The sequence below is a fragment of the Amycolatopsis panacis genome (genome assembly GCF_003600245.1).
GTDB classification, from domain to species: domain Bacteria; phylum Actinomycetota; class Actinomycetes; order Mycobacteriales; family Pseudonocardiaceae; genus Amycolatopsis; species Amycolatopsis sulphurea.
Window position 1 is genome coordinate 82,439 of the sequence record NZ_QZFV01000054.1, and the last position, 16,471, is coordinate 98,909.

14 protein-coding genes are annotated in these 16,471 nt (G+C 66.1%); 11 read left to right on the forward strand and 3 right to left on the reverse strand.

Annotation, left to right across the window (positions count from 1 at the left end; translation table 11 throughout):
* Positions 1 to 53: 53 nt before the first annotated feature.
* From D5S19_RS04285 to D5S19_RS04305, 5 genes are all read left to right on the forward strand, one after another.
* Positions 54 to 422: a nuclear transport factor 2 family protein gene (locus D5S19_RS04285; RefSeq protein WP_120022017.1), complete on the forward strand. Its 369-nt coding sequence runs from the start codon at positions 54 to 56 to the stop codon at positions 420 to 422.
* 353 nt (positions 423 to 775) lie between these two features.
* Positions 776 to 1,822 carry an ABC transporter substrate-binding protein gene (locus D5S19_RS04290; protein WP_120022018.1) on the forward strand — a complete coding sequence of 349 codons (1,047 nt, stop codon included), beginning with the start codon at positions 776 to 778 and terminating at the stop codon, positions 1,820 to 1,822.
* A gap of 25 nt (positions 1,823 to 1,847) precedes the next feature.
* Positions 1,848 to 2,633 carry an ABC transporter ATP-binding protein gene (locus D5S19_RS04295; RefSeq protein ID WP_120022019.1) on the forward strand — a complete coding sequence of 262 codons (786 nt, stop codon included), beginning with the start codon at positions 1,848 to 1,850 and terminating at the stop codon, positions 2,631 to 2,633.
* Positions 2,620 to 3,504: an ABC transporter permease gene (locus D5S19_RS04300; protein WP_120022020.1), complete on the forward strand. Its 885-nt coding sequence runs from the start codon at positions 2,620 to 2,622 to the stop codon at positions 3,502 to 3,504. The genes D5S19_RS04295 and D5S19_RS04300 overlap by 14 nt, the downstream gene beginning before the upstream one ends.
* 57 nt (positions 3,505 to 3,561) lie before the next feature.
* Positions 3,562 to 4,584 (forward strand): YdcF family protein, encoded by a 1,023-nt coding sequence (locus tag D5S19_RS04305; RefSeq protein ID WP_120022021.1) that lies wholly within the window; start codon positions 3,562 to 3,564, stop codon positions 4,582 to 4,584.
* Here D5S19_RS04305 and D5S19_RS04310 read toward each other — a convergent pair.
* The 3 genes from D5S19_RS04310 to D5S19_RS04320 form a co-directional block, all read right to left on the reverse strand.
* Positions 4,547 to 5,749, reverse strand: coding sequence for a hypothetical protein (locus D5S19_RS04310; protein WP_120022022.1), 1,203 nt, complete (start codon positions 5,747 to 5,749; stop codon positions 4,547 to 4,549). The two genes, D5S19_RS04305 and D5S19_RS04310, sit on opposite strands and share 38 nt — an antisense overlap.
* A gap of 116 nt (positions 5,750 to 5,865) precedes the next feature.
* The gene (locus D5S19_RS04315) at positions 5,866 to 7,317 is read right to left on the reverse strand and encodes a tachylectin-related carbohydrate-binding protein (protein WP_120022023.1); all 1,452 of its coding nucleotides are present in this window, start codon (positions 7,315 to 7,317) and stop codon (positions 5,866 to 5,868) included.
* A gap of 181 nt (positions 7,318 to 7,498) precedes the next feature.
* Entirely contained in the window at positions 7,499 to 7,999 is a 501-nt protein-coding gene (locus D5S19_RS04320; RefSeq protein WP_120022024.1) for a hypothetical protein, read from the reverse strand.
* Between the two features lie 329 nt (positions 8,000 to 8,328).
* Between D5S19_RS04320 and D5S19_RS04325 the strand changes: the two genes are divergently transcribed.
* The 6 genes from D5S19_RS04325 (at position 8,329) to D5S19_RS04345 (ending at position 16,447) form a co-directional block, all read left to right on the forward strand.
* On the forward strand, positions 8,329 to 12,027 hold the full coding sequence (locus D5S19_RS04325; protein WP_120022025.1) for an ALF repeat-containing protein: 3,699 nt from the start codon (positions 8,329 to 8,331) through the stop codon (positions 12,025 to 12,027).
* Positions 12,024 to 12,512, forward strand: a complete 489-nt coding sequence (locus tag D5S19_RS31590) for a hypothetical protein (protein WP_147397333.1) — start codon at positions 12,024 to 12,026, stop codon at positions 12,510 to 12,512. Before D5S19_RS04325 ends, D5S19_RS31590 begins: the two co-directional genes overlap by 4 nt.
* 62 nt (positions 12,513 to 12,574) lie before the next feature.
* Positions 12,575 to 13,380, forward strand: a protein-coding gene (locus tag D5S19_RS04330) for an IS5 family transposase (protein WP_233573708.1) whose coding sequence is annotated in 2 segments (ribosomal slippage) — positions 12,575 to 12,920 and positions 12,920 to 13,380 — 807 coding nt in all. Because the reading frame shifts where the segments join, the coding sequence is not laid out codon by codon here.
* A 220-nt stretch (positions 13,381 to 13,600) separates the two neighbouring features.
* Positions 13,601 to 15,007, forward strand: a complete 1,407-nt coding sequence (tnpC, locus tag D5S19_RS04335; protein WP_120022026.1) for an IS66 family transposase — start codon at positions 13,601 to 13,603, stop codon at positions 15,005 to 15,007.
* Positions 15,008 to 15,207: 200 nt separating this feature from the next.
* Positions 15,208 to 15,780 carry a transposase family protein gene (locus D5S19_RS04340; RefSeq protein ID WP_158605488.1) on the forward strand — a complete coding sequence of 191 codons (573 nt, stop codon included), beginning with the start codon at positions 15,208 to 15,210 and terminating at the stop codon, positions 15,778 to 15,780.
* A 214-nt stretch (positions 15,781 to 15,994) separates the two neighbouring features.
* The gene (locus D5S19_RS04345) at positions 15,995 to 16,447 is read left to right on the forward strand and encodes a hypothetical protein (protein WP_147397334.1); all 453 of its coding nucleotides are present in this window, start codon (positions 15,995 to 15,997) and stop codon (positions 16,445 to 16,447) included.
* Positions 16,448 to 16,471: the final 24 nt, after the last annotated feature.

A 16,471-nucleotide genomic window follows, 5' to 3' on the forward strand; every position in this document is an offset into this window, starting at 1 on the left:
GTAAATCCCTGAATACCGCCAGTAATCCCCGAATACAGAAGGAAGACAACACAGTGAACAAAGAGCTGAAAACGCTCGCGGCCGATTACCTGCGGCACCTGGAAAACCGCGAGTGGTCCGCCGCCCGCGCGCTGTGCACGGAGAACGCCACCGTCTGGCACAGCGACGGCAAGGGCGACCAGACGATCGAAGAGAACGTCAACGGCATGAAAGCCCAGATCTCGAACATCGAGTACATGCGCTACACCATCGTCCGCCAGCTCGCCGAGCCCGGCGAAGTGCTCCAGCAGCACATCGTGCACGTGGCTTCCAAGGACGGGATGCGCGGCGAGGTGCACGCCGCGGTGTACTTCCGCTTCGAAGGCGACCTGATCGCCCGGATCGAGGAGTACGCGAACTTCGTGCCCGCCCAGCAAGACTGATCAGGCCCGGCCGGGGCGGGAGCGCAGCGCCGCTCCCGCCCCCAGGGTGTCGGCAAAGTTGGTCGGGGACCCGGCAGTGGGCGATGCGGAGGTGTGTGCGACCACCTCGTGGCGTGCGCCGGACCGGTTTCGGGTCTGTGAAGGGACCCTTCACAGACTCAGAGTCCGTGAAGGGTCCCTTCACGGACCTCTACACCGACTTTGCCGGAACCCTGGCTCCCGCCCCGGTGAGCAGGCACCTCGCGGATCTGTCAAGCAAACCCGCACATTTTCCCGGGATGCGGATGGCTATGCACCCCGCCGGGTGACCGTGCGAACCTCCGGGGACCAGCCGTTTCCGAAAGGGCACCCCCGTGCGCACGTTCCCGAGATCCCGCCTGCTCATCGCCACACTCGCCGCGCTCACCGTCGTGGCCGGCTGCTCGCGGGCGGACCGTGTGGCGGACACGGCCAACCAGGGCACCGCCGCCGAGGTACGCGTCGGCTTCTTCCCGAACGTCACCCACACGCCCGCGCTGGTGGGGGTCAAGAAGAACTTCTTCGCCCAGAACCTGGGCGGCACAAAGCTGACCACGCAGACGTTCAACGCCGGACCCGCCGAGGTCAACGCACTGCTCGGCAACTCGCTCGACGTGGCCTTCCTCGGCTCCGGACCGGCGATCAACGGGTTCACCCAGTCGAAGGGCGCCATCCAGCTGGTCGCCGGCGCGGTCTCCGGCGGCGCGCAGCTCGTCGTCAAGCCGGACATCACCTCCGTGGACGGGCTCAAGGGCAGGAACCTCGCGACTCCGCAGCTGGCCAACACCCAGGACGTCGCGCTGAAGAAGTTCCTCGCCGAGCACCACCTGACCGGACAAGTGCAGGTGACCAACACCGAGAACTCGAAGACGCTCGACGCGTTCCGCAAGGGTCAGGTGGACGGTGGATGGCTGCCCGAGCCGTGGTCCTCGCGCCTGGTGCTCGACGCAGGCGCGAAGGTGCTCGTGGACGAGAAGACCCTGTGGCCGCAGGGCCGGTTCCCGACCACCGTCGTCGTGGTGCGCAGCGAATTCCTCAAGCAGCACCCGGATACCGTGCGCGCGCTGCTGAAGGGCGAGCTGCAGGCGATCGACTGGGCGAAGCAGAACCCGGCCGAGGCCAAGACCGTGGTGAACAACGCGCTCAAGGAACTGTCCGGCAGCACGCTCAGCCCGGCGGTGCTCGACCGCGCGTTCTCCAACATCGAGCTGACCACCGACCCGATCGGGGCGCAATTCCCGCAGCTGGCCCAGGACTCGGTGACCGCGGGCGTCGTGGAATCGGCGGTGGACCTCAAGGGCTTCGCCGATTTCGGCCCGCTGAACGAGGTGCTGAAGGCACAGCAGCTGCCCGCCGTCTCGGCTCCGCAACTGGCCAAGTGACGTCTCGATCGGAAGGCGGTTCGCGATGACCACCACCCTCCCCGGCCCCGCCGCCGTCACCTCCGCCGCGGTGCACCTCGACCGCGTGCAGAAGGTGTTCGGCACGGGCGGAAACGCGGTGCAGGCGCTCGACGGCGTCGATCTGACGGTGGCGCCGGGAGAGTTCGTCTGCCTGCTCGGTGCTTCCGGGTGCGGCAAGAGCACGCTGCTGAACCTCGTGGCCGGGCTGGATCAGCCGTCCGCCGGGCGGATCACCCTCAGCACGTCGCGGCCCGCGGTGGTGTTCCAGGAAGCCGCACTGATGCCGTGGCTGACCGCGGCACGGAACGTCGAACTACCGTTGCGGCTGGCCGGATTCGGCCGCGCCGAGCGGCGGGAGAAGGCGGCCGGGCTGCTCGAACTGGTGCGCCTCGGCGGCGCCGGGAGCAAACGCCCGCACGAGCTGTCCGGCGGGATGCGGCAGCGGGTCGCGCTGGCCCGTGCACTGGCCGCGACGCATCGCGTCGGCAGCGACGACCAACAATCCCTGCTGCTGATGGACGAACCGTTCGCCGCGCTGGACGCGATCACCCGTGACGTGCTGCAGGGCGAGCTGATGCGGGTGTGGCGCAGCACCGGGACATCGGTGCTGTTCGTGACGCATGACGTGCGTGAGGCGGTGCGGCTGGGTCAGCGGGTGGTGTTGCTGTCCTCCCGTCCGGGCCGGGTGGTGCGTGAGTGGCGGGACGTGCAGTCGTCGGACGCGGAGCAGCTCGCCGAGGAGATCACGGCGGATCTGCGTGAGGTGATCAGTACCCATGCCGCAGCCTGAGCAGGCGGGCACGGACCTCGACGAGGCGGTCGGCGCCGGGCTGGACCGGCTCGACACCCCAGCCGGCCCACGCCCGCCTTCGTTCGGACGCCGCTTCGTGCGGGGATTCCTGCCGCCGGCCGGCGCGCTCGTGCTGCTCTTGGTGCTGTGGCAGGTCCTGTGGGCCGCGGCGTTCTGGCCGGAGACCACGCTGCCCGAGCCGCTCGCGGTGTGGGACGAGTTCCGCAGTACGGTCGCAGACGGTTCGGTGTTCGGCTTCATCTGGACCTCCGTGCACCGCGCCGCGCTGGGCTTCGCCGCCGGCGTGCTGATCGGCACGCCGCTGGGGATCCTCGTGGCGAAGGTGCGCGTGGTGCGGGCCGCGATCGGGCCGTTGCTGAGCGGGCTGCAGAACCTGCCGTCGGTGGCCTGGGTGCCCGCCGCGGTGATCTGGTTCGGCATCAACGACGGGGCGATCTACTTCGTGGTGCTGCTCGGCTCGGTCCCGTCGATCGCGAACGGCCTGGTGTCCGGGATCGACCAGATCCCGCCGATCCTGCCGCGGGTGGGCAAGGTGATGGGCGCGGGCAGGCTGGCCGCCGCCCGGCACATCCTGCTGCCCGCCGCGCTGCCGGGGTTCCTCGCCGGGCTGAAGCAGGGCTGGGCGTTTTCCTGGCGGTCGCTGATGGCCGCCGAGCTGATCGCGCGCTCGCCGAGCCTCGGCGTCGGCCTCGGTACCTATCTCAACGACGGTTCCTCGTACAACTCGATGCCGAAGGTGATCGCGGCGATCTTCCTGATCCTGTTGGTGGGAGTGGCGATCGAACTGCTGGTGTTCCGCCCGCTGGAACGCTCGGTGCTGCGCGCCCGGGGGCTGACGGCTTCGCTCTGAGCGCCTGCGTGACCCTCCGTGAGCGGGCGCCGGCGGCACCCGCCAGAATGCCCGATCATGGTCGCCGGGTTGTTCGCGTTGTGCACTGTCCTGATCTTCGTGGCGCGTTTCATCCGCGAACCACGGCGCCTGGGGAACGCGGTGTGGTTCGCCATCGCGCTGCTGTTCACCGGGATGTGGCTGATCGGCCTGCTGCGCAATGCCGGCTGGGTGCAGACCGTAGTGGTACTGGTGATCATGCTGCTGGCCGCGCTCGCCGCGCTCCTGCTGCCGTGGGCGCTGATCGCGAACGGCGTGGTGATGCTCGTCCGCGAAGGCCGCAGCCCGGCGAACCTGCTGTCACTGCTGGCCGGCCTGGCCATGCTCGGCATCTTCGCGCTGACGCTGAGTTCGCTGTTCTTCGCCCACGAGGTCTGGCTGCTCACCGTGGCCGTCTCAGCGCTGCTGGTCGCCGGTTATCTGGCCTTCGTCTTCACCGGATTGCTGCTGTACTCCGCGCTCTACAGCCAGGTGAACCGCCGCGCCAGCGCCGGCGCCGTGATCGTGCTCGGCTCCGGGCTGCTCGGTGACCGGGTGCCCCCACTGCTGGCCAGCCGCCTCGACCGGGCCGTCCAGGTCGCCGAGCGCTGCCCGGACGCCCTGCTGGTCGTCTCGGGCGGCCAGGGCTCGGACGAACTGACCTCCGAAGCAGCGGCGATGGGCCGCTACCTGACCGACGCCGGCGTCCCCTCGTCCCGCGTCGTGCTCGAAGACCAGGCCACCACCACAGAGGAGAACCTGCGCTACAGCGTGAATCTGCTCGCGGCCCGCGGATTCGAAGGCCGCATGCTCGCGGTGACGAACAACTATCACGTGTTCCGCACCGCCGTGCTGGCCCGCCGCCTCGGCCTGAAACTGGACGTGATCGGCGCGAAGACCGCCTCCTACTTCGTACCGAGCGCCTTCCTGCGGGAGTTCGTGGCCTTGCTGGTGCAGTACAAGAAGACGAACGTCGCCGCGCTGGCGGTGCTGGGCGGGGGACCACTGTTGCTGATGCTGCTGATCACGATGTGGGCCGACGGCGGGTTCGGGGTGCCGTGATCCGTCCGGTGTGGACGATGATGGCGAAGCCGACGGTGGCGAGCGCGTCGAGGATGAGGCTTGCCGGGCCGGGGACCCAGCGGAAGTTGATCGCGAGGTAGACCGCGAAGAGCAGGCCGATCCAGAGCCTTGTCCGGTCGTTGTGGTGCCGGTCGAAAGTGAGTGCGACGACGGCGAGGACCACCGGCGCGAGCATCACGAACACCCGGCTGGTGTCGGTGGCGAGGAATCGCCCGGCGAGGCAGCAGGCGAACAGCCAGAGCCCGGCGACCAGCAACGGGTCGCGGAGGCCGTGGAGCCGGTGGCTGCGGTAGAGGCCGTAGGCGAAGATGAGCCAGAAGAAGTGGAACGTGGCGAAAATGGCGAGCTGGACGTTGCCCTTGCTGTCGGCGAGGGCGAAGCGGATGTTGTCGAGAATGCCGGCGTTGGCCTGTCCGGTCCCGAATCCGTAGTTGCCACCGATGAGGTGCTGAGCCCAGATGCGATAGCCGATGTACGCGGCGATGGCGATGAGTGTGGCGGCGAGCCCGGCCAGTACCTGGCGGTCACGGAGTGATCGTTGCTGCGTCCAGGCGAGCAGCGGGTACAGCGGGGCGAGCAGGAGCGTGGTCTCCTTGTTGACCGAGCCGATGATCACCACGGCTGTGAAGAGGACAAGCCGGCCGCGCAAGGCGAGCCAGAGCGCGATCATCGTGAGCAGGTTGGTGAGCGGGTCGACGAGTGCGATGTTGCTGAGAGGGTAGAGCGCGTACCAGAAAGTACAGGCGAGCGCGGTCGCGGAGAGGGCCGCGGTGAACAGCTGGAGCCGGAGGTGGTTCCAGAGGAATTCGAAGAACACCAGGATCGCGGCGAGCGTGGTGACGGTGGTGAGGGCAAGCCAGAGGGTGTCGAGGGAGAGCCCGGTGAGCAGGTGGGCGCGGTGCACGAGCCAGGGGCTGAGCATCCGCAGTGCGAACGGGTTGTCGACCGGGGCGCCGGTCTGCTCGGACATCCGGTAGTAGTTGAGTGCGTCGCCGAAGAGGCGGGTGTGCGCCTCGCGCTGGGCGTCGGCGTGGGAGATTACGTTGATCAGCGTGACGGCGGTGAGTGCGAGATAGGTCCAGATCCGTTGCGTGGTGCGGGTACCGCGCGGGCGTCTGAGGGTGCCGTCGAAGACTGCGGTCATGAAAGGAGCTTTTCCTCGGAGAGAAGAGAATGGGATGACGACGGCGTGATCCCCGGGCGGCCGGTCTTGCCCAAGGCTGTCCGGGTGGGGCCGTGGCCCCGCCCGGATGCTGCGGGTCAGCGCGGGGCGCAGGCGTTGCGTTCGGCCTCGACGTCGCTGAACTTCTGCCATCCGCCGTTGCCGACCGTGGTCGGGCCGGGCGCCCAGGTTTCGGTGTAGGGCAGGTACCGGTACCAGCGCAGGTCGCCGCTGATGGTCACGGCGTAGAGGACGTCTGCACCCGCGGACGAGATGCGGGTGAACGCGTTCCAACCGCCCTCGCCGACGAGCTTCTTCGTCCACTGGTGGGTCTTCTCGTCCCAGACGTGGCGGTAGAGCCGTCCGTCGCTGGTGCGGCCGTAGAGCACGCCTTCACCCGCTCCGGTGATCAGCGTGTAGTCGTTCCAGCCGGTGTCGACGGTCTTGGCGTCCCAGGTCTTGGCGGCGGCGTCGTAGCGGCCGCGCACGAGCGTGCCGTCCGGGTTGATCAGGTAGACGTCGCCGCGGCTGTCGATGGTGATCAGGTTGTGGTTGCTCGCCTTGTCGAACCCGTTCCATCCGGTCGCGACGAGCGTGCGGGAATCGTCGGACCAAGCCGCGCCTGTCCACCGGTAGCGGTAGACCTCGCCGTTCGCGCGGATACCGTAGATCAGCCCGTCCGGCCCGGCGAGTACGCGGACGTAGGCCGACCAGCCACCGGTTCCGATCACGGACTGCGTCGCCCCCAGCGGCCCGCCATTGGCGGGATCTGGGTGCCCGTAGAGCAGAAGGTCGTTGCTGACCGCGAAGATCGGCACCGTCGCCCGGCACTGGATCGCCAATTCCGGTGCCTGGGAACGGATCCAGCCGACGATGTCGTCGGTGCGCGCCTCGGTGCTGCCCGCCCGCTTCTCGGTGACGGTGAGGCAGCCGTGCTGCCAGGACCGGGAATTGATGCCGACCAGTTCGAGTTTGGCACCCCCGGTCTTCACGAGTGCGGGACCGCCGGCGTCACCCTTGCACGTGTCGTGCCCATCGGCGTTGGTCAGCGAGAGCGCGGTATCGGTCACCGACGCCGTGGTGAACGACAAGCTGGAAGCCTTGTCCGGAACCCAGGTGTTCGCAGTCCGCCCATATCCGGCGACGGTCAGAGTGTCGCCCGCCGCGGGTGCTTTCGCGCTCAGCGCGACCGGTGTGACCGTGGTGATCGGGGTCGCCAGCTTGGCCAGCACCAGGTCCCGGTCCGTCCGGGGGATCAGGTTGGTGACCTGACTGGTCTTGCCGCCGACTGTGACCGTTACCGGGCTGCTCGGCGCACCCGACCCGGCCGGAACACATGTCCCCGCGGTGATGATCCACTCCGGGCCGGCCAGCACCCCACTGCAACCATGCCCATCGGCGGAGACCCGCGCGATGAAGTCGTAGGTCTTGGCGGGAACTTCGGTGCCGCCGCTGACGGCTTGCGCGGGCGCTACGGTGAGCAGGCTGCCGGCGACGATGGCGGCCGAAAGAGCCGCCGATCTGCGGAAGAATAGGGGAAGGCTGTTCACTTCATGACTCTCTTCGACTCCGGGATTGCATGGTTACCGAGCCTGGTGCGCCGGGCGTCTGGAAGGAGGAGTCGTCGCCGCTGATCCCACTGCTCTGCACGACGATGAGGCCGAAGCCGGAGGCGCAGCCGGTCGGCAACCGGCCAGAAGAACAACGCACGATGGTCGCTTCTCGGCGCGGTCAGGATTTGGTGGTGATCTTCAGGAGGACGGTGGGCGCGTGCTGGTTGTCGACGCCTTCCCCGAATGGGGCGTACTCCTGCGGTTTCAAGGTGTGGTCCTCGGTTTTCCCGTTGTCGGTCAGCCGCATGCCGACCGTGTGGGAGTCTGCCTTGCCGAGGTACACCCTGGGAATTTCGACGGTCAGCCAGCCTTCGGCCCCCGTGGAGCGGAAGCAGACTGTGCCGATCTCGCGTGAGCGGACTTCGATGACATCCTCGCCACAGTCAGCGAGCAAGATCCTCCCGTCTCCCTGAAGCAGCTTTACGTGCTTCTCAGCGAGGATCTCGTCTCGTCCGGGGTAGTTGTAGTCCTCGACCAGTGACGAAGGTTCATCGGCGGCTTCGGCCTGTGTGGCGATGCCGCCGTGTGCGACGCCTGCGCCGACGATGGCGATTGTGGCCGTCATTGTGCCCGCCGCGGTCCAGACGGCGACGCTCTTCACCCCTCGCGCGAGCTGCACTCGCGCCCCTGTATTCCCCACCTTATTCCCCTGCGTCTTCGACAGATCTTTTGCAATGCAAAAATCTATGTTCTGCGAAACGCTAGCATCCACCGGACGTTTCGGGCAATGCGATCCGAAACACAGGCCGGGACGGTAACGAAAACCGGGCTGGCGCCGACGCCGGTTTACCGGCTTGGCGTTCTGGATCTTCGGGTGTAGGTTTCGGGCGCCCCGGTGGTTTTCGCGTGCTGATGCCGCGGTGTTTCCGGGCCCAATGTTGATGCTCCACTCCTGTCTCGGGGGTGGGATGCGCGCACGGCTGCTGCGCGAAAGGTGAGGAGGGGCGCATGAGCGCCGGGGGAGACAGCGCAAAAGAGCTGAGCAGACGGGTGCGGTACCGGGCGATCATCGGTGCCGCACTTGCCGTGGTATCGGTGGTCGGGGGATGCCAAGTCTCCGCCGTAGCGGCCGAAGCCCATTCCCCGGTGCATCGGATGCAGGTTCCGCACAGTGGCGCGGTGGCCGGAGATTCGGTTCGCCGCTCCGACGTGCCCGATGCGGTGGGAACGTCGGCGACAGATCGGGAGAAGCTGGCCCATGCCTGGCTGATCGGCGGGGCACAGGTTCGCGAGCGAGCAGGGGGTGTGCTGGTCGGCGGCGATGCCGGCGTGTCGGCGTTCTTGCAGCAGGATCTTGCTGCTGCGCAACAGATCGACGACGAGTTGCAGGCTTCCCGGATGCTCGCCAGTGGTGGTCCGGCGATCAAGGAAGCCGCTGCCAAAGCTCTCGACGGTGGGCCCTCGGCGGTGCGCGCTTTCCTCGCTTCGGGGTGGGCAACCCCGTATCAGACGGATGCGGAGATCGAGGTGTCCCGGGTGCTTGCCGCAGGCGGGCCCGGGGTGAGAGAAGCGGCGTCGAAGGCGCTCGACGCGCACTCGTACCAGGCACTGGAGGAGTTTCTGCGACACGGGCAGTTCGCTGCTCGCGAGGACGATGACCGGGTACGGACCACACAGATCATGTCTGCCGGTGGCCCGGAGGTGAAGGCTGCGGCGGCCCGTGCGTTCGATGACGGGTCATATGCGGCGATCACTGAATTTCTCACTCGTGACCAGTTCGTCGCGGCGGACCGGGACAAGCAGACTCAGACCGTTTCCGGCTTGGCTGAGGTCGCGAAACAGGCGCAGCTGCAGGCTGCCGCGGAGATGAGTGCGGCGAAGGCTGCGTCCGAACGGGCTGTTCAGGCCGCGGCAATGGCGAAGGAAGCTGCCGAGCGCGCTGCGCGGGAAGCCGATGCCGCGCGAGGAGATGCCAGCCGCGCGGCTGGTGCGGCGTCGAGGGCAGCGGATGCCGCGCAAGGGGCCGCGTCCGCTTCTGCGCAGGCAGTGTCGGCAGCAAGCACCGCGCATGCCGCAGCGATGGCAGCAGTCGGTGCCGCGCAGCGCGCGGCCTCGGCTGCGGTTCTGGCCGGAAATGCGGCCTCGGCGGCTTACCGTGCCGCGAATGCGGCGCGCGCCGACGCGGGACAAGCGGCTGCTGCGCGTCAGGCGGCACAGGGCGCGCGCGACGCTGCGCAGGGCGCGAGGACCGCAGCCGAAGCAGCAGGACACGCAGTAGACGCCATTTTGGGTGCGCTCGGCGCGGCACGCTCTGCGGCCTCGGCGGCAGGCAACGCAGCGGCCGCTGCCGATGCTGCCGCGCGTGCAGGCCAGGCAGCAGGGGTCGCCACGAATGAGGCTTCCCGGGCAAAAGCCCAGGCTGCGACAGCGAAAGCCGCGGCAGCGCGGGCGAACCGGGCTGCGAACTCGGCGCAGCGGCTGGCCAATGCCGCCGCTGACAATGCCAGGGATGCGCGTTCGGCTGCGGCTGGCGCAGCCGAGCACGCCGATGCCGCTGCGCAAGCCGCGGACGAAGCCGCCCGGCATGCCGGCGAAGCTGAGCACGCCGCCGAAGATGCGACTCGGCACGCCGAAGCAGCGAAAACTTCTGCTGAAGCCGCGTCTGCCGCGGTCGAGCAGGTGAAGAAGGTCGTTGCCCTCGCCCGGGAGACCGAAGAGGAGCAGCTCGCGATCCGCGCCGAACAAGGCCGCGCCGACGCCCAGAAGGCTGCCAGCGACCTGCGTGCCCATCCCCAGCCGGATCCCGGAACTGAAGACGCGCGTCCGGCCGAGTCGGTCCGCGACGTCGAGGTCAGGGGTTGGCTCGCTAGCGCCCGCAACACCGCGACACCTGCAGGGGACGCAGTCACTGCGGCGCGCAAGGCTGCGCTACGGCTGGCCGAGCGGAGCAGTCCCTGGACCGAACGCGCCGCTCAGACCGCACTCGGTGGCACCGATACCGACGTCCTCGCTTGGGCAGCAACCGGCGTCGACACTGCTGCGGACCAGGATGACCGTGCCACTGTCGTAGCAGTGGCCGCTCGCGGACCGGCCGCGCTCAATGCGGCGGCCCAGCAAGCCCTTGGTGGTGACCACGCCGCCGTCGCGGCCTTCCTGGCTTTCCCGAACTATTCGGGCCGCCAGCAAGACGATGAAATTCAGGTCGCTCGTCTGTTGAATAATGCCCGTCCCGCCATGAAAGAGGCCGCCAGCAAAGCTCTCGACGGTGGTCAGGCAGCGGTGACTGAGTTCCTCCGGCACGGCCAGTACCGCGCGCGCGAAATTGATGACGACCTGCAGACAACCCAGGTCATGGCGGCGGGCGGGCCCGAAGTCAAGACCGATGCGCAGATTGCGCTCACCGGCACGCCGCAGATGCGCCACAATTTTCTTGCCACCGAACAATACCGCGCCCGCCTGCGGGATCAGGCCCGCGATGCCCACCACGCGAGCATCGACCGTCTCGTCGCCGACGCCGCTCAGTCTGCTGCGCTCGCGCAGCAACAGGCCGCCGAAGCCGCCCAAGCTGCCGCCGTCGCCCGGCATGCTGCCCAGGAGGCTGCCGGATACGCCGAACAAGCACGCCAGTCGGCCGACCGCGCACGGGGCTATGCCAACGACGCCGCACGTTCCGCCGACGCCGCAGGCAAATCAGCCGCTGCAGCCGCCGAGTCCGCTCGGGTTGCGCGCAACGCCGCGGCCCGCGCCGCGGCCGATGCCAAGACCGCTGCAAACGCTGCTCAGCAGGCCGCTGCATCCGCAGCTCAGGCACGGTCCGCGGCGGCGTCCGCAGCAGCCGCGGCGGCCCGCGCACGCCGCGCTGCACTCGACGCCGGGAAAGATGCCGCCGATGCCCAGAGGGCTGCTTCCGACGCGGTCCAGGCGTTCCTCGGGAAGTTCCAGGAAGCACAAGCACATTCCGCCCCTAACGGCTCTGACCGCAGTAGCGGGATAGGGATGAGCCAATATGAGTCCGGCACCTACGTGCTGACGTTAGATGGCGTTTGCTATCTCAACGGCGTCCAACTGCCGAGCAGGAGCCAGCTCGGTACTGGATCTTGCGACAGCCTCGCCCACGATTTCGACATTTGGGTCGCCGACCGGAACATCCGATGGTCAGCTCTGCCCGAAGGTCTTGAGGGCGCGAAATACCTGATGGCCGAATACTGCACCGAACGGCCTGTGGCGTGCGGCTCTACCCTGATTGGTACCCTCCCCTTCCCTGGTCGTCCCATTATCTACAATGAGGGGGGATTTGGAAATTTTTTGGGCAAAATATTCCGCGGTAGCGGCGGTATGATCGCCAGAGGATCCCTGCCTGAGGCGCTCGGTCCGGCGAATCGGGCACTTTACCATCGAATGACAGAGATTCTCGGTACCGAGATGTCCAAGCCGTTTGTAAGTGACCCAAAGCTTGCGCGTATAATGGATAATTTATGGCGGCAGGGCGCGAAATTCGCAAACGGCAGTACGGCATCGGCGGTGCGGGCCGAGAGGGCCCTCGAAAAGTGGGGGATTACAGTACAGGGGTCGGACCATATTGAGAAGGCGAAAAACTACATAACCGGTCTGGAAAAATGGCTGCGGAACCGTGATCCGGAACTTGACCACGACGCCCAAGTTGCGATGAATGTTTTGAGAGACCTTAAGGATGCGGTGGGAGAATGACGATCGACGAGAGTGGTGAACAACCAGACTATGCAGTGGAGCCGGAACCGGTATGGCTGCCGGACTTGCTCGGGCTTCATCCGCTCCTGGCCGAAGCTGACCGGGAAACAGTGGAAGACTGGCATAGTCCCCCGTTCCGTGACCCCACTTGGGAGCCGCTCGATGAGGAGGCTCAAGAGCGTCAGCGAGCTTGGCAGCTGGCGAATCCACTCCCCGTTTACCTGCGGATCGTAGAGTTGGCTCGCGTTCTAGTGCAATCCTGGGACCAGTTCGATGACGGTGTCCGGTGCCGAATTTTCGAGTTTCTCGAAGATACTCTCCGTGCGGGACAGGAAACCCATAATGATCAAGATATCCTATACATGAGAAGCAGTATGTTCGATACTATGCACAATCTGGCAACACAGGTGGGTGAACCACATCTTCGAGACATGTGGCGGTACCTGGGGCCGGAATCGGTGAAGATAATGAGTGAATTCGAATAGCACTACTAAGAGCGTGTCTCACTTGGATCTTTATTGAGGTGCGGGCATGATCATGGCTTGTGATGGACGAGTTGTCGCGACGCCTGGTGCCGGACGAGTTGTGGACGCTGGTCGAGCCGCTCATTCCGCCGGGAAAGACGCGCCCGCAGGGTGGTGGAATGTCCCGGGTGGACGATCGGGCGGTGTTCACCTCGATCGTGTTCGTGCTGACCAGCGGGTGTGCCTGGCGACATCTGCCGCCCAGCTTCGGGGTCACGGTACCCACCGCGCATCGCCGGTTCGCCGAGTGGACTGCCGCTGGACTGTGGCGCGATGTGCACCGGGCGGTGCTGGACGAACTGGGCGGCCAAGGCATGATCGACTGGTCCCGCGCGGTCCTCGACGGAGCATCCGTCAGGGCCAAAAAAGGGGCGGACTGACCGGCCCGAGCCCGGTCGACCGCGGCAAACCCGGCTCGAAGATCCACGTCCTGTCCGACCGGGCCGGCCTGCCCCTGACCGTCGCCATCTCCGCGGCCAACACCCACGACAGCCACGCACTCAAACCCCTGGTCAACGCGATCCCCGCCATCCGATCCCACCGCGGCCCGCGACGCCGGAAACCGGCCAAGTTGCATGCCGACAAGGCCTACGACATCCCCGCCCTGCGCGCCTGGCTCCGCCAGTGCCGGATCATCCCACGCATCGCCCGCAAAGGCATCGAATCCAACGACAAACTCGGCAAACACCGGTGGGTCATCGAAAGGACGATCGCCTGGCTCACCGGCTACCGGCGCCTGACCATCCGCTACGAACGCAAACCCAGCCACTACCTCGCCTTCCTCACCCTCGGCGCCGCCATCACCTGCTACAAGAAACTCGCCAAATGAGACACGCTCTAATGTCGTAATTTGTAAAGTAGGACCAAGGTGTTGAGTGGTAAAATGAATTCGGAGGCGTGGATCGGGCTGACGCAGCTGAAGTAAGCCTTCGCTGCAGGGGATGACGGAACCGACCATGTCGTCTTTGAATTGTGCTGATCGGTCGTGACTGGTCAGGTCTCCGGCGTGGCGAATTGATCTTGTCGTTGATGTTCTTGATCATGGGTAGGTGTCTGCTGGTCGGGGTCCGTCCTATGAGGAACTCGCGGCGCTTGTCGTGCGGCAGGCCGAGCGGATTGAGCGGCTTGAGGCCGAGGTTGCCGAGCTGAAGCGGCTGGTGGGGCAGAACAGTCGGAACTCGTCGAAGCCGCCGTCCTCGGACTCGCCGTTCGTCAAGCCGGCCCCGAAGTCGTTGCGGCGCAAGAGCGGAATGAAGCCGGGTGGGCAACCGGGGCATCCGGGCTCGACGTTGGCGCTGGTGGACAACCCGAACGAGCGGGAGCGGCACGAGCCCGGTCCGTGTCGTGGTTGCGGCGCGAACCTCGCGAACGCACCTGAGGTTGGGATGGAACGGCGGCAGGTGTTCGATCTGCCACCGGTGACGGTGCGCGTGACCGAGCACCAGCTCATCGCGCGCCGCTGCGCGTGCGGGACCACGACCTGCGGTGCCGCGCCGGAGGGTGTGACCGCGCCAGTGCAGTACGGGCCGCGGATCACCGCGATCATCCTCTATCTCTACGTGGGACAGTTCCTGTCGAAGAAGCGCACCGCGCAGGCGCTGGCCGAGCTGTTCGGCAGCCCGGTCTCCGAAGGCACCGTGGCAACGATGGCCAAGCGTGCCGCCGACGGGCTGGACGGCTTCCTCAGCGAGGTCACCGACCGGATCGCCGAATCTGAGGTGGCCGGTTTCGACGAGACCGGATTGCGGGTGGCGGGCAGGCTGCACTGGGTTCACTGCGCCCGGACCGGCAAGTACACGTTGATCACCTGCCACCCCAAGCGCGGCAGCGAGGGCATCGACGACGCCGGTGTCCTCTCGCGGTTCCGCGGGGTGGCGGTGCATGACGCGTGGGCACCCTACGACAGCTACGTCGATGTTGAACACCAGCTGTGCTGTGCTCACGCCCTGCGTGAGCTGCAAGCAGTCGCCGACACCATGCCCGACGCCGACTGGTGCTGGGCTACCCAGGCCGCCGACGCGCTCGTCGCGATGCAGAAGCTGGTGGGCCAGGCGATCGCCACCGGTGCCGACGCCATCGACCCTGATGCCCTGGCCGAGCAGGTCCGGCACTTCCGCTCCGCCGTCCAGATCGGCATCACCTCCACCGCCGCCCGCAGCAACAAGGTGATGAAGAAGCACAACGCGCTCGCCCGCAGACTGACAGACCGGCAAGACGACTACCTCCGTTTCACCATCGACTGGCGAATACCTGCTGACAACAACGGCTCCGAGCGCGACATCAGAATGATCAAGCTCCGGCAGAAGGTGTCTGGCTGCCTGCGCAGCCTCACCGGCGCCAAACAGTTCTGCGCGATCCGCAGCCACCTATCCACTGCGGCAAAGCACGGCCGCAACTTCTTCGACACCCTCATCATGCTCGCCGACGGGCACCCCTGGCTACCTGCGCATTCATAATGAGGATTATTCAAAAGGGCAGGAGACCATATGGGAGAGAATTTCAAATATTGCTTGACTGACTTTTGTCAAACGCCCGGCGTGTCGTATGGGCAACGATCTTTCCTTGTGATATTGATTGCGGTTACCACACCAAAAATCAAATCACCAAGGAAAGACCGTTGCGATACCATCGTACTACAGGACTAATGCTGTCGCAGATGCAGGAGCTCGTGCGGCGCGTTCATGAAGCACTGACCGAGCCGTGGAATAAGAAGTCTGGCCGACCGAAAGCGTGTGGGCTGTATCGCGCAGTGGAGATCGCGTGTATGTATCTTCGACACAACGGGACCCAGGAATTTCTCGGCGATCTGCGGAAGGTCTCGCAGCCCACGGTGTCGAGGATCGTCACGATGCTGGTGCCGGTGATCAAGGCCGTCCTGAAGGAGTTCGTGCCGACCGCGGCCGAGGCCATCGAGATGGTGAAGGGCAGGGTGTGCCTGGTTGATGGCACCATCACGCCGTGCTGGTCCTACGCCGAGCACCACGAGCTGTGGAGCCGCAAACACGGCACCACCGGCTTCAACGCGCAACTCGTTGGCCTGCTGGACGGAGCGCCGGTATACATTTCCGATCCGCTCCCGGGGAGCGCGCACGACAAGACCGCGTTCGACGAGACACGGGCCGCCGAAATCATCCAGGAATCCAGTGGCGGCATCGGAGACAAAGGTTATCAAGGAACCAGCCTGATCACGCCCAGGAAAAACCAAAAGGAGGCGAGCTCAGCAAACTAGACAAAGAGAGCAACGCGGAAATATCCGCGCTACGCGCACCCATCGAACGACTCGTGGCACACTTCAAGAATTGGCGTATCCTCCACACCGACTACTGCCGACCCTACGCCACCTACCACGACGCCTACGATGCCGCCCGCGGGCTGTTCTTTTTCTCAACCACCTGGGGTTTTGAATAAGGCTCATAATTTTTGGTCTATCGACAAAATTCGGTGTGCCGGAAATCGAAGAGTCCAGCTATGTCACTCGTTTGGATTTCACTCCGAGGCAGGATCAGGATGTTATCTCTCGGGTTCACCTGCGGGTCCTGGAGGCTGGGGTGAGCGCAGCGCTGACTCGGTGCCTGCCGATTGCCGAACGAATGCAGGCCTCGTACGTTCGGGTCGTCGCGCAGGATGGCGGGTTCTGCGAGGTTGCGCTGTTGTCGGCGTCGCCGGTCGCCGAGGGTGCGGAGCCTGAGCGTGAGTTGCGTTCTGCGGCGGATCGGCTGGCTGCCCAGTTTGGGGCCAGTGAGCGCGGGTTCGAGTTCCGCGATGGTCCGTACGGCCTGACCGGGGTCCTGGAGACCGAGCCGGTCGAGTTCATGCAAGGGCTCTGGCTGCGCGCTCTGTATGTTCGCGCAGACGACGATCCGCTCTATGTCGAGCCGGTCTACGACGAGAGCTGAGCGCGGTCTCTTCCCCGGAGCAAT